Consider the following 13024-nt stretch of genomic DNA (forward strand, 5'->3'; position numbering starts at 1 on the left):
TATGGATTCCGGGTTCGCACAGCTTCGCTGCGCGCCCCGGAATGACGAACGAGAGGCGGGGGATCGCGTCGCCGGCGAGGAGTCGCTGAGTCACTGCTTGGGGCGCCCTCACCCCAGCCCTCTCCCGCAAGCGGGAGAGGGAGTGCGCTGCGGCTCGGGGTGAGACCTGACGTTTACTTCGCGCCCGCCTTCTGGGCGAATTCCCAGGACAGTTTGGCCATGGGAACAGTACGAGCCGCCGATTCCTTCGCCTTGTCGGAGGCGGCGGTGCCGTCGCGGACGCGGCCGGCGATGCCCTGCAGGATGCCGGCGAGGCGGAAGGTGTTGTAGGCGAGATACCAGTTCATATTGGTGATGCCGCTGATCCCTGCCGCCTTGCAGTACATCTCGGAGGCCTGCTCCAGCGTCGGCAGGTTCAGCGCCTTGAGGTCGGCATCCATCAGACCGGGCATCGACCACTGCATCAGCAGATAGGTGAAGTCGGCCATCGGATCGCCGAGCGTCGACAACTCCCAGTCGAGCACCGCCTGCACGCGCGGCTCGGTGGCGTGGAAGATCATGTTGTCGAGCCGGTAGTCGCCGTGCACCACCGAGACGCGCTCCTGCTGCGGCAGCGTGCTCGGCAGCCATTCCATCAGCCGGTCCATCTCCGGAATCGGATCGGTGACCGAGGCCTTGTACTGCTTGGTCCAGCGGTCGATCTGGCGGGCGAAGTAATTGCCCGGCTTGCCGAAGTCGCCGAGGCCGATCTTGTCCGGATCGTAGCTGTGCAGCAGCGCCAGGGTCTCGATCTTGGACTTGAAGATCGCCCAGCGCGAGTCCGGCGTCTGGGTCGGCAGGGTCGGATCCCAGAACACCCGGCCCTCTTCCATCGACATGATGTAGAACGACACGCCGATCACCGCATCGTCGGTGCACAGCGCATAGGCCTTGGCCACCGGGAAGCCCTGCTTGCCGAGCGCGGCGATCACCTTGAATTCGCGGTCGACCGCATGCGCCGACGGCAGCAGCTTGCCGAACGGCTTGCGCCGCATCACGTAGGAGCGGTTCGGGGTGACGAGCTTGTAGGTCGGATTCGACTGCCCGCCCCTGAATTGCTGAACCTCGAGCGGGCCCTGATAGCCCTCGACATTCGCCTGCATCCATTCCGCCAAGCGGGCTTCATCGACGCGATGCCGCTCTTCGACCGGCTTGGTGCCGACGTAATCCTCATCATTCCGCATTCCGACCAAAGTGGCGCTCCCTTGTTCTTGTTCGCGCGGTCCGCGCCGCGCGTTCGATTGCGTTCGAATCCAAACCGTCATGCCCGGGCTTGACCCGGGCATCCATCATCTCAGGAGATGGATCGCCGGATCAAGTCCGGCGATGACGTTTTGGGCGGGGCTGCCGCTCAGTGCTTGGCCTCGTTGGCGTATTTCTTCAGCTCGAGCCGGGCGATGGCGCGGTTGTGCACCTCGTCCGGACCGTCCGCCAGCCGCAGCGTGCGGATGTGGGCGTAATCCTTGGCCACGCCGGCATCATCGGAGACGCCACCGCCGCCATAGGCCTGGATCGCGTTGTCGAGAATCTTCAGCGCCATGTTGGGCGCCGCGACCTTGATCATCGCGATCTCGAGCTGCGCGGTCTTGTTGCCGACCTTGTCCATCATGTCGGCGGCCTTGAGGCACAGCAGGCGATTCATCTCGATGTCGGTGCGGGCCTCGGCGATGCGCTGCTCCCAGATCGAGTATTCAATGATCTTCTTGCCGAACGCGGTGCGCGACTGCAGCCGGCGGACCATTTTCTCCAGCGCCTCTTCGGCCTTGCCGATGGTGCGCATGCAGTGATGGATGCGGCCCGGACCAAGGCGGCCCTGCGCGATCTCGAAGCCGCGGCCTTCGCCGAGCAACAAATTCGACGCCGGGACGCGGACGTCCTTCATCAGCACCACGCCGTGACCGTGCGGCGCGTCGTCGAAGCCGAACACCGGCAGCATCTTCTCGATGGTGATGCCGGGGGTGTCGAGCGGCACCAGGATCTGCGACTGCTGCTGATGCTTGGCGGCGTTGAAATCGGTCTTGCCCATCACGATCGCGATCTTGCAGCGCGGATCGCCGACGCCCGACGACCACCATTTGCGGCCGTTGATGACGTAGTGATCACCGTCGCGCACGATGCTGGTCTCGATGTTGGTCGCGTCGGACGACGCCACCGCCGGCTCGGTCATCAGAAACGCCGAGCGGATCTCGCCGTTCATCAAGGGGCGAAGCCACTGCTTCTTCTGCTCCTTGGTGCCGTAGCGCATCAGCACTTCCATGTTGCCGGTGTCGGGCGCCGAGCAGTTGAACACTTCCGAGGCCCACGAGATGTGGCCCATCTGTTCGGAGAGCAGCGCGTATTCGAGATTGGTGAGGCCGGCGCCGTGGAATTCGTCGTCCTCGTGCGAGGACGGCGGCATGAACAGGTTCCACAGACCCTCGGCCTTGGCCTTCGCCTTCAGCTCTTCGAGGATCGGGATCACCTTCCAGCGCTCGCCCTCGGCGTCCTGCTTGTTGTAGATCGGCACCGCCGGCCGGACATGCGTGTTCATGAAGGCGGTGACGCGTTCCAGCCATTCACGCTGGCGATCGGACATCGTGAAATCCATCAGGCGATCCTCTTTTTCCAAGCTGTTGGCCGACAAGGTTGCCGGCACGGTCTCCCCGCCACCCGGCCCTCGCAAGGCGACTGCCCTGCCCTCGGCGGCGCCATCGGCGCGCGCCGCGATCGGTCCCGGCGGGATGCCGGTCGCCGCCGCGCGCGTGCGCATTGACTTCCGGCCATGAAACGATAGTTTCATACAGCTGTTTGAAATGCAAGTTCGACATTTTGCGACGGGATGGCATGGCCGCCGACACCACACGCACCGCGATCCTCCAGGCTGCCGAGCGGCTGTATGCCGAGCGCGGCTTCGGCGAGGTGACGCTGCGCGACATCGTCGCGGCGGCGGACGTCAACCTCGCCGCGGTGAACTATCATTTCGGCTCGAAGGACGAGCTGATCGCCGAATTGTTCGTGACGCGGTCGATCGTCACCAATCGCGAGCGGCTGAAGCTGCTGAAAGCCGCTGAGGCCGCCGGCGGCGGGTGTGCGCCAGTCGAGGAGATCCTGCGCGCGCTGATCGGGCCGTCGCTGCGCGGCTGTCTCGGCCCGGAAAGCGAACGCTCGGATTCGGCGCGGTTCATGATCCGCGCCTCGATCGAAACCATCGCGCCGATCCGCAAGATCAAGAACCGCGAGATTGATCACTTGCGCAAGTTCGCCGCAGCGCTGCGCCGCGCGCTGCCCGGCAAGCCCGACGCCGACATTTACTGGGGCCTGCACTTCACGCTGGCGATGGCGCAGCAGACGGTGCGCGACAGCGAGCGCCTGCTGCGCCTGTCCGAAGGCCAATGCGACCTCGACGACGTCGACGGCGTGATCGACCGCGTGGTGAGCGTCGCGGCGCTGGCGCTGATGGCGGGTGCGGAGGAGGAGCAGAAGATGGCGGCGCGGCCGGGGCGGTAGTACAACTCGGCTTCTGGTGAGCGAAGCCGGGGCTGTGCAGCGCTCACAACATGCACGACCTCATGGTGAGGAGGCGCGAAGCGCCGTCTCGAACCATGCGCCGCGGGCACTTGTGGCCCATCCTTCGAGACGCCCGGCTGCGCCGGGCTCCTCAGGATGAGGACTCAGTGCATGTAGCAGACCTCTCCGTCATTGCGAGCCGAAGGCGAAGCAATCCAGCGCCGTGCACTACGCTGGATTGCTTCGCTTCGCTCGCAATGACGGCGGGGTAAGTTCACCACGCCGGAATATACGTCCCCTTGAAGCGCGTCTCGACGAACTGCTTGACCGGGTCGGAGTGGTACGCGTCGATCAACTGCTTGACCCAGGGCTTGTCCTTGTCTTCCTCGCGGACCGCGATGATGTTGACCCAGGGGCCTTCGACGTCTTCGCGGGCGATGGCGTCCTTGGCCGGGTTGAGGCCGGCCTGCACCGCGTAGTTGTTGTTGATCGAGACCAAATCGACGTCCTGCAGCGAGCGCGGCAGCTGGGCGGCGTCGAGTTCGACGAATTTCAGCTTCTTCGGATTGTCGATGATGTCGGCGACGCTGGCGGTGGCGCCGACGCCATCCTTCAGCTTGATGACACCGTGCAGCGCCAGGATCAGCAGGCCGCGGGCTCCGTTCGACGGATCGTTGGCGATCGCCACAGTGGCGCCCTGCGGCAGCTCGGCCAGCGTCTTGACCTTCTTCGAATACACGCCCTGCGGCGACGCGATGGTGTTGGCGACCTTGACGATCTTCCAGTTGGTCTTGGAGATCTGGTTCTTCAGATACGGCTCGTGCTGGAACGAGTTGGCCTCCAGCTCCTTCTGCGCCAGCGCCTGGTTCGGCACCACGTAGTCGGTGAACTCGATCGGCTTGATGTCGAGCCCGCGCTCGGCCGCGACCTTCTTGACCACGTCGATGATCTCGGCGTGCGGACCGGCAGTGACGCCGACCCGGATGGTTTCGGCATGGGCGGCGCCGGCGAAGGCCAGCGCGATCAGCGAGACGGCAAGACGGCGCATCGACAAACTCCTTGTGACTTCAAAAATAAATCAGGACCGGCGGCTGCGGCGGTCGAGCTTGCGCGCCAGCGTGTCGCCCAGCGTCTGCACGCCCTGCACCAGCGCGATCAGCACCAGCACCACCGTGAGCATGACTTCGGGCATGAAGCGCTGATAGCCGTAGCGGATGCCAAGGTCGCCGAGCCCGCCGCCGCCGACGGCGCCGACCATCGCCGAATAGCCGAGCAGGCTGACCAGCGTCAGCGTCAGCGCCATGATCACCGCCGGCATCGCCTCGGGCAGCAGCACCTTGCGGACGATCTGCAGCGGGCTGGCGCCGAATGCGCGCGCCGCTTCGATCAGGCCGTGATCGACCTCGCGGATCGCCGCCTCGATGACGCGGGCGATGAACGGGATCGCCGCGATGGTCAGCGGCACGGTCGCCGCCGCGGTGCCGATCGAGGTGCCGACCAGCAGCCGAGTCAGCGGCACGATCGCCACCACCAGAATGATGAACGGCGTCGAGCGCGTCGCGTTGACGATGACGCCGATGATGCGATTGGCGACCGGCGCGGCGAACAATTCACCTGAACGGCTGGTGGCGAGGAAGACGCCGAGCGGCAGGCCGATCAGCGTGCCGAACAGGCCGGACAGCCCGACCATCGCCAGCGTGTCGAGCAGCGACGACCAGATCATGCGCAAAAGTTCAGGCGACATAGCCGAGCTGCTCCACCAGATTGTTGCCGGCCGACAGCTGCGCGATCACCTGGCGCAGCACGTCGGGCGCGGCGTCCAGCGACACGATCAGCGTGCCGAACGGATGGCCGGCGATCATCTCGACCTGGCCCGAGAGAATATTCAGATCGACGCCGAGCTCGCGCGTCACCCGCGACAGCAGCGGCTGGTTGGCGTCGCTGCCCTTAAAGGTGATGCGCAGCACCGCCTGCCCGCCCGGCGGCTGGCTCGGCTGCAGCTTCTCCACCAGCCAGTCCGGCGCGCCGCTGCCGGTGACGGAGGAGACGAACCGCCGCGTCACCTCGTGGCGCGGCGTGGCGAACACGTCGAACGTCCCACCGTCCTCGACGATGCGGCCGCCTTCGATCACGGCGACCCGATCGGCCAACGCCTTCACCACCGCCATCTCGTGGGTGATGAACAGGATGGTCAGGTGCAGGTCGCGGTTGATCTGCTTGAGCAGCTCGAGAATCTGATCGGTGGTTTCCGGATCGAGCGCCGAGGTCGCCTCATCCGACAGCAGCACCGAGGGCTCGGTGGCGAGCGCGCGGGCGATGCCGACGCGCTGCTTCTGGCCGCCGGACAGTTCAGCCGGGTAGCGGTCGCGCTTGTCGGCGAGCCCGACCATGTCCAAGAGCGGCAGCACGCGCTTGTCGATCTCGGCCTTGGGCGTACCGGCGATCTCCAGCGGCAGCGCGACGTTGCCGTAGGCGGTGCGTGACGACAGCAGATTGAAATGCTGGAACACCATGCCGATCGAGCGCCGCGCGCCACGCAGCTCGCGTTCGGACAGCGCGGTGATTTCGACGCCGTTGACGACGACGCGGCCGCCGGTCGGCTTGTCGAGCCCGTTGATCAGCCGGATCAGCGTCGACTTGCCGGCACCGCTGCGGCCGATCACGCCGAGGATCGATCCCTTCGGCACGCTCAGGCTGATGTCGTCGAGCGCCACCACCTCGGCGCTGCTCCTGCGCGCCGCATACACCTTGCGGACGCGGTCGATCAGGATGCCCGTCTCGGACGAGGCACTGGAGACGGGACGGTCTGGCGCAGGCGGTTGCCAGGGGGCATTCATGACGGAGGTGCTCATCGATCGAAGATGCCGTCACCACGACGGCGTTGTCCACCGCGTACCGCCTGGGCTGCTGCGCTGCAATGCAGGGAGAATAAAAACAACGCCGACGCCGCGTTGAGAGAACGGCTCACCGTCTTTCGCCTACCGATCTACGCTAGGAGAGTAAATTCTTCCTCGCACAGCGAACGGCGATTCAGATCCCGCCGCCGTTTTCGAACGAGTCGGCGACCGGCTTGGCCTGGGTGATGACGCTGCCGGGCGGCACGCTGCGGGTCAGCCAGACACCGCCGCCGACCTGGGCGCCCTGCCCGATCGTCACCCGGCCGAGCACGGTGGCGCCGGCGTAGATCACCACGTCGTCCTCGAGGATCGGATGGCGGTCGCCGCCCTTGACGATGCGGCCGTGCTCGTCGGTCTCGAAGCGCTTGGCGCCGAGCGTGACCGCCTGATACAGCCGGACGCGGCGGCCGATCCGCGAGGTCTCCCCGATCACCACGCCGGTGCCATGGTCGATGAAGAAGCTCTCGCCGATCGTGGCGCCGGGGTGGATGTCGATGCCGGTCTGCGCATGCGCGATCTCGGCGACGATCCGCGCCAGCATCGGCACGCCGAGCGCATACAGCCGATGCGCCAGCCGGTGCCGGATCATCGCCGCAACGCCCGGATAGCAGAACACAACTTCGTCGAGACTCTTGGCGGCCGGATCGCCGTCGAACGCGGCGCGGATGTCGCTGTCGAGTAGCGCGCGGATACGCGGTAGATCGTGGGCGAAGTCCGCCACGATCGCCAGCGCCTGGCCGTCGATCTCGCCGTGTTTGGCGGCAGCGTCGAGATCGGCGAGGCGCAGTTCACGGCGCACCTCGCGCCGCAGCCGGCGCAGCGCCTGCTCGATGGTGTCGGCGACGAACACGTCGAGCGTGTCTTCCGACAGACCGGAGGGCCCGAAATGCCGCGGATACAGCGCCGCGACCAGCCCGTCGAGAATGGCCCCCACCGCTTCGCGCGACGGCAGTTCCGGCAACGGGCGGCCCTTATAGCGCCGCCGCTGCGACACCGCGCGCAGCCCGGCCAGATCGGCGACGATCGCGCCGAGGTCCCATGCGGGTTCTGGGGTGACACGGGGCTCGGCGGATTGCGACATGCGGGGCGGCTCCGATGAGTTCGATGAGTTAGTTGTGAAACGTTGAGCGACAAACTCTCCCCGTCATTGCGAGGAGCACCCGGATCGGCGCTTCGCGCCGTCCGAGTACAGGCTCCGCGACGAAGCAATCCAGCTCCATGCACTGCGCTGGATTGCTTCGCTACGCTCGCAATGACGCGTTGATAGTTTTGTGATGAACATTGCCGATCACGCCCGGACGCCTCGCCCGCTCTGCAAGCGCCGCAGCGCGTCGACAAGCGCGTCGATGTCGTCGTGGGTGTTGTAGAGCGCGAGCGAGGGGCGCACGGTGCTTTCCAGGCCGAAGCGGCGCAGGATCGGCTGGGCGCAGTGATGCCCGGCGCGCACCGCGATGCCTTCGCGGTCGAGCGCCTTGCCGACGTCCTCGCTGCGGCAGCCGTCGAGCACGAAGGACAGGATGCCGGCCTTCTCCTTCGCGGTGCCGATCAGCTTCAGCCCGGGCACGGTGAGCAGATGCTCGGTGCCATAGGCCAAGAGCTCGTGCTCATGCGCGGCGACATTGGCCATACCGATGCGGCTCAGATAATCGATCGCCGCGCCGAGGCCGACGGCGTCGGCGATGTTGCCGGTGCCGGCTTCGAACCGATCCGGCGGGCCCTGGAACACGGTCTTCTCGAAGGTGACGTCGGCGATCATGTTGCCGCCGCCCTGCCACGGCGGCATCGCCTCCAGCACGTCGGCCTTGCCGTACAGCACGCCGATGCCGGTCGGGGCGAACATCTTGTGGCCGGAGAAGGCGTAGAAGTCGACGTCCAGCGCCTGGACGTCGACCGGCATGTGGCAGATGCCCTGCGCGCCGTCGACCAGCACCTTGGCGCCATGGCGATGCGCCAGCGCGGTCATCTCGGCGACCGGCGTCACTGTGCCGAGCGCGTTCGACACCTGCGTGAACGCCACGATCCTGGTCTTCGGTCCGAGCAGCTTCTCGTACTCATCGAGCAAAATCTGGCCATGATCGTCGACCGGCGCGACGCGCAGCTTCGCCCCCTTCTCGGCGGCGAGCTGTTGCCACGGCACGATGTTGGCGTGGTGCTCGAGATGCGAGACGACGATCTCGTCGCCCTCGCCGACATTGCGCCGGCCCCAGGCCTGCGCCGCGAGGTTGATCGCCTCGGTGGCGCCGCGCACGAACACGATGTCCTTCACCGACGGCGCGTTGATGAAAGCGCGCACCTTCTCGCGCGCCGCCTCATAGGCGTCGGTCGAGCGCGCCGCCAACGTGTGCGCGGCGCGGTGGATGTTGGAGTTCTCGTGCTTGTAGAAATGCGCGAGCCGATCGATCACGCATTGCGGCTTCTGCGTGGTGGCACCGTTGTCGAGCCAGACCAGCGGCCGGCCGTTCACCGTCTCCTGCAGGATCGGGAAGTCACGCTTGAACACATGCGCGTCGAACGGCCGCGTGCCGGACAGATCGAGCACATGCACGTCGGTGCGATGCTGGGTGGCGAGCCCTGCGAGATCGAACTTCTCCGCGGGCGGCGTGATCGTCGGCGCGGCGGCGGGTGTCGTGCGCGCCAGCGGGTTGTCGGCGAGGAAGTACAGCGGCGCGGCGGCGGCCGCCGCGCTGGCACCGAACGGTCCCGCGCCCGCCGCATCCGGCGGCACGAAGCTGCGGACGTCGCCGAGACGCCCCGGCAACGCGGCCAGATCGGTTTCCCGCGCGAACACCGGCTCGATCGCAGGCGCTGAGGCCAGCGTCGGAGCGACCGGCGTCGCCGCCAGCGGCACTGTGAGATCCAGCGGCGCAGCCGGCGCGCGCGGCGGCTCCGCCCCAAGCTTCGGATCGAGCGCGAACAGCGGCGCCGACGGCCGCGCCGCGCCGATGGTCGGAATCGGCGACGCCGAGCCGGGATTGTGGTTGGGCTTGAGCGGCGGCGTCAGCGGCGGTGTGCCGGGAATCGCGCTTTGCAGCGGCTCGGCGACGAACAGCGGCGCCGAGCCGAGCGCAGCGCCCGGCTCCGGCACAGCGCCGTTCGGCAGCGCCGCGAAGAACGCATTCGCCAGCCGCGCGACGGTGCCGACATCGGGCGCGCCGAGCGCAGCGGCCGCCCCCTGCTCCAACCCGGCCGACTCCGGCAGCGCGCCGAACTGCGACGCCGCCGCCGAACCCGGATGAGCCCCCGAGGCCTCAGGCGTACTCATGATACTTGCCAAGCTCGACGTCATCGAGCACGCCGAGCGCGTCCTCGGTCAGCACTGCGAGCGAGCAGTACAGCGAGATCAGATAGGACGCGATCGCCTTGCGGTTGATGCCCATGAAGCGCACCGACAGGCTCGGCGCCACCTCGCCCGGCACGCCCGGCTGGAACAGCCCGACCACGCCCTGCTTTTTCTCGCCGGTGCGCAGCAGCAGGATCTTGGTGCGGCCGTTCTCGTCCACCGGCACCTTGTCGGACGGTACCAGCGGCAGGCCGCGCCAGGTCAGGAACGGCGAGCCGAACAGATTGATGGTCGGCGGCGGCACGCCGCGGCGGGTGCATTCGCGGCCGAACGCCGCGATGGCGCGCGGATGCGCCAGGAAGAATGCCGGCTCCTTCCACACCTTGGTGATCAGCTCGTCGAGATCGTCCGGCGTCGGCGGGCCACGCCGCGTCGAAATCCGCTGCGACGGTGCGGTGTTGGCGAGCAGGCCGTATTCAGCATTGTTGATCAGCTCGCTCTCCTGCCGCTCCTTGACCTTCTCGATCAGCAGCCGCAGCTGCTCCTGGATCTGATCGAACGGGTGGCTGTAGAGATCCGACACGCGGGTCTGCACGTCGAGCACGGTGGTGACGGCATTGAGGAAGTATTCGCGCGGATGCTCTTCATAATCGACGAAGGTCTCCGGTAGATCGGGGTCGCGGTCGCGGCGCGGGCTGCATTCGACATCAAACGACGGCGACGCGGTGGCGCCGCGGGTTTCCTTGACGCGGTTCAGGCGAAAGATACCAGCTTCGACCGGTGTCCAGTGCAGCAGCGGCACCAGCCAGCGCGGCGAAATACCGCCCCATTGCGCGCGGGTCTTGGTGGCGTTGGCAAGCTGGCGCGCTGCGCCTTCCGCGAGTGTCCTGCGGACTTCGGTATCATCAGCCATCTGCTCTCTTCCCTTGCACGCGCATCACCGTCGATGCACGTGGTTCGCTTGGTACTAACAAGCGGAATAAGAGAAGATTTGCACCGAGTCCACGCCGGCAACGTTCGATTATTTCGGCGCGATGGAGAATGGCATTCTACTAACAGCGACGATCAACTCATCGCTGCTGAATGGCGTGGGGCTGATAGCACGCGCTTCCATGAAGATGCCGCCGCAGAGAATACGATTGCTGAAAATGGAATGATTATTCTTTTGACGGATGAGACTGCGCTACGCCCATCTCGGCATACCGCCGCGCGTTGCGGCCACCGCCCCTCGCCTCGGCAGCCGCCGGCGTGACCACACGATCCAGCCTGCAGTCCCGTTGCGAAGGCCCGTGCCAGAGTTTCGGCAGCGGCCTCGTTGCTAAAGCCCGGGCTGCTGCCTAGACTCCAGCCATGAGCCTCAACAGATGTGTCCCGCATGACCCGGCGTAGCGGCAGCGCCGATCTGCCGTTGCATGGCGGCCGCGTGCCGCAATGGCTGGCGGACCGCATGTCGACGCTCGGCGCCATCGTCTGCCAGGCGATCGTGCATCATTACGGCCGCGAGGAATTGCTCGCGCGGCTCGCCCACCCGTTCTGGTTTCAGGCGTTCGGCAGCGTGATGGGGATGGACTGGCACTCGTCCGGCATCACCACCAGCGTGATCGGCGCGCTGAAGCGCGGGCTGGCGCCGCTCGGTAGCGAACTCGGCATTTACGTCTGCGGTGGCCGCGGGCGGCATTCGCGGCGCACGCCGGACGAGCTGAGCGCGCTGGGCCAGCGCGTCGGCTTCGACGGCGATGCCCTGACCCGCGCCAGCCGGCTGGTCGCCAAGGTCGACAGCGCCGCGGTGCAGGACGGCTTCGATCTGTATCTGCACGGCTTCTTTGTCACCGACGACGGCCAGTGGACCGTCGTGCAGCAGGGCATGAACGAGACCAAGCGGCAGGCGCGCCGCTATCACTGGCATTCGGAAAACCTCAAAAGCTTCGTCGAGGCGCCGCACGCCGCGATCGACGGGCCGACGCAGGGCCAGATCGTCAACCTCACCGACAGGCGCGCCGCGCCGTCGCGCGAGGCACAGCTCGAGTTGCTGGCCGACCTCGGTCCCGACGGCGTCGTCCGCACCTATCTGGATGCGACCACTGAGCCGCCGGCGCAGGCCATGCTGCCGCATCTGATCATGCCGGCGCATCACGACGTCCGCGCGGCCGACGTCTTCACCCGCCGGCTGCACGGCACGCTGGCCGCCGCGGCCGAGCGCGGACCGATCGACTTTCCCGAGCTGCTGCTGACGCCCGGCGTCGGCGCCCGCACCGTGCAATCGCTGGCGATGGTCGCCGAAGTGGTGCACGGCGCGCCATACCGGTTCGCCGATCCGGCGCGGTTCTCGCTGGCGCATGGCGGCAAGGACCGCCATCCCTATCCGGTGCCGATCAAGGTCTATGACGAGACGATTCGCGTGCTGAAGTCCGCGGTGCAGAGCGCCAAGCTCGGACGCGACGAGGAGCTGCAGACCATCCGGCGGCTCGACGCCCAGGCGCGCCGGCTGGAGCGCACTGCGAGCGGGCCGTCGTTCGAGGAGTTCGTCGGCGGCGAGCGCGCCGCCTCGCCGGCGCTCGGCGGCCGCTCGGTGTTCGGGTGGGAAGCCGACCTCGTCGGCCTTGCGGGACCGCCGAACAAATGACGCGCGCGCCGACGACCGAGCTGTTCAAGATCGAGGGCGATAGCGCGATACCGCTGTCGGCGATGTGGATGAAGCCCGTGGACGCGCGGGCCTGCCTGGTGCTCGCGCATGGTGCCGGCGCCGGCATGACGCATTCGTTCATGGAGCAGGTCGCGACCGGGCTCGCCGAGCACGGCGTGGCCACCCTGCGCTTCCAGTTTCCCTATATGGAGAAAGGCAGCAAGCGGCCGGATTCGCCCGCCGTTGCGCACACGGCGATCCGCGACGCGGTGGCGGCCGCGCTCCGCCGCTGCGGCGATCTCCCGCTGTTCGCCGGCGGCAAATCCTTCGGCGGCCGGATGACCTCGCAGGCGCAAGCGCTGGCGCCGCTCGATGACGTGCGCGCCCTCGTCTTCCTCGGCTTCCCGCTGCACCCGGCCGGAACACCCTCGGTCGCCCGCGCCGAGCACCTGGATGACGTCCGCGTGCCGATGCTGTTCATCCAGGGCACGCGCGACAAACTCGCCGAGCCCGAACTGCTTGCACCGGTGATCCGCAACCTCGGCGAGCGGGCTACCCTCCACGCGATCGCCGACGCCGATCACGCCTTCCACGTCCCCGCCCGAACCGGCCGCCGCGATGGTGACGTGATCAGCGAGATTTGTGAGGCGGTGGCGGGGTGGGTCGCGCGCGTGGTTGACTGAGGGATCCGAACGGAGC

Annotated in this window: 11 protein-coding genes; 3 read left to right on the plus strand and 8 right to left on the minus strand. The window is 67.1% G+C overall.

What is annotated here, in order from left to right:
- Positions 1–173: 173 nt before the first annotated feature.
- Both IP86_RS13950 and IP86_RS13955 read right to left on the minus strand, forming a co-directional pair.
- Positions 174–1232: a phosphotransferase family protein gene (locus IP86_RS13950; protein WP_082363998.1), complete on the minus strand. Its 1059-nt coding sequence runs from the start codon at positions 1230–1232 to the stop codon at positions 174–176.
- Positions 1233–1390: 158 nt separating this feature from the next.
- A complete protein-coding gene (locus tag IP86_RS13955; protein WP_054163189.1) occupies positions 1391–2626 on the minus strand; it encodes an acyl-CoA dehydrogenase family protein in 1236 nt (411 codons plus the stop codon).
- Between the two features lie 236 nt (positions 2627–2862).
- Here IP86_RS13955 and IP86_RS13960 point away from each other — a divergent pair, with 236 nt between their 5' ends.
- Positions 2863–3525 (plus strand): TetR/AcrR family transcriptional regulator, encoded by a 663-nt coding sequence (locus tag IP86_RS13960; protein ID WP_054163145.1) that lies wholly within the window; start codon positions 2863–2865, stop codon positions 3523–3525.
- Between the two features lie 274 nt (positions 3526–3799).
- On the opposite strand, the gene IP86_RS13965 is transcribed toward IP86_RS13960, so the two are convergent.
- The 6 genes from IP86_RS13965 to IP86_RS13990 form a co-directional block, all read right to left on the minus strand.
- On the minus strand, positions 3800–4573 hold the full coding sequence (locus tag IP86_RS13965; protein WP_054163146.1) for a MetQ/NlpA family ABC transporter substrate-binding protein: 774 nt from the start codon (positions 4571–4573) through the stop codon (positions 3800–3802).
- Between the two features lie 30 nt (positions 4574–4603).
- Positions 4604–5269, minus strand: a complete 666-nt coding sequence (locus IP86_RS13970) for a methionine ABC transporter permease (protein ID WP_054163147.1) — start codon at positions 5267–5269, stop codon at positions 4604–4606.
- The gene (locus IP86_RS13975) at positions 5259–6377 is read right to left on the minus strand and encodes a methionine ABC transporter ATP-binding protein (protein WP_197279805.1); all 1119 of its coding nucleotides are present in this window, start codon (positions 6375–6377) and stop codon (positions 5259–5261) included. Before IP86_RS13975 ends, IP86_RS13970 begins: the two co-directional genes overlap by 11 nt.
- A 178-nt stretch (positions 6378–6555) precedes the next feature.
- Positions 6556–7503, minus strand: a complete 948-nt coding sequence (gene epsC / locus IP86_RS13980) for a serine O-acetyltransferase EpsC (RefSeq protein WP_054163149.1) — start codon at positions 7501–7503, stop codon at positions 6556–6558.
- A 207-nt stretch (positions 7504–7710) separates the two neighbouring features.
- On the minus strand, positions 7711–9684 hold the full coding sequence (locus IP86_RS13985; protein ID WP_054163150.1) for a family 2A encapsulin nanocompartment cargo protein cysteine desulfurase: 1974 nt from the start codon (positions 9682–9684) through the stop codon (positions 7711–7713).
- The gene (locus tag IP86_RS13990; RefSeq protein ID WP_054163151.1) at positions 9671–10615 is read right to left on the minus strand and encodes a family 2A encapsulin nanocompartment shell protein; all 945 of its coding nucleotides are present in this window, start codon (positions 10613–10615) and stop codon (positions 9671–9673) included. Before IP86_RS13990 ends, IP86_RS13985 begins: the two co-directional genes overlap by 14 nt.
- 462 nt (positions 10616–11077) lie before the next feature.
- Between IP86_RS13990 and IP86_RS13995 the strand changes: the two genes are divergently transcribed.
- Both IP86_RS13995 and IP86_RS14000 read left to right on the plus strand, forming a co-directional pair.
- Positions 11078–12325, plus strand: coding sequence for a DUF763 domain-containing protein (locus IP86_RS13995; protein ID WP_054163152.1), 1248 nt, complete (start codon positions 11078–11080; stop codon positions 12323–12325).
- Positions 12322–13008, plus strand: a complete 687-nt coding sequence (locus IP86_RS14000; RefSeq protein ID WP_054163153.1) for an alpha/beta hydrolase family protein — start codon at positions 12322–12324, stop codon at positions 13006–13008. Before IP86_RS13995 ends, IP86_RS14000 begins: the two co-directional genes overlap by 4 nt.
- The last annotated feature ends 16 nt before the right edge of the window (positions 13009–13024 follow it).

Source organism: Rhodopseudomonas sp. AAP120 (assembly GCF_001295845.1).
Classification (GTDB): domain Bacteria; phylum Pseudomonadota; class Alphaproteobacteria; order Rhizobiales; family Xanthobacteraceae; genus Rhodopseudomonas.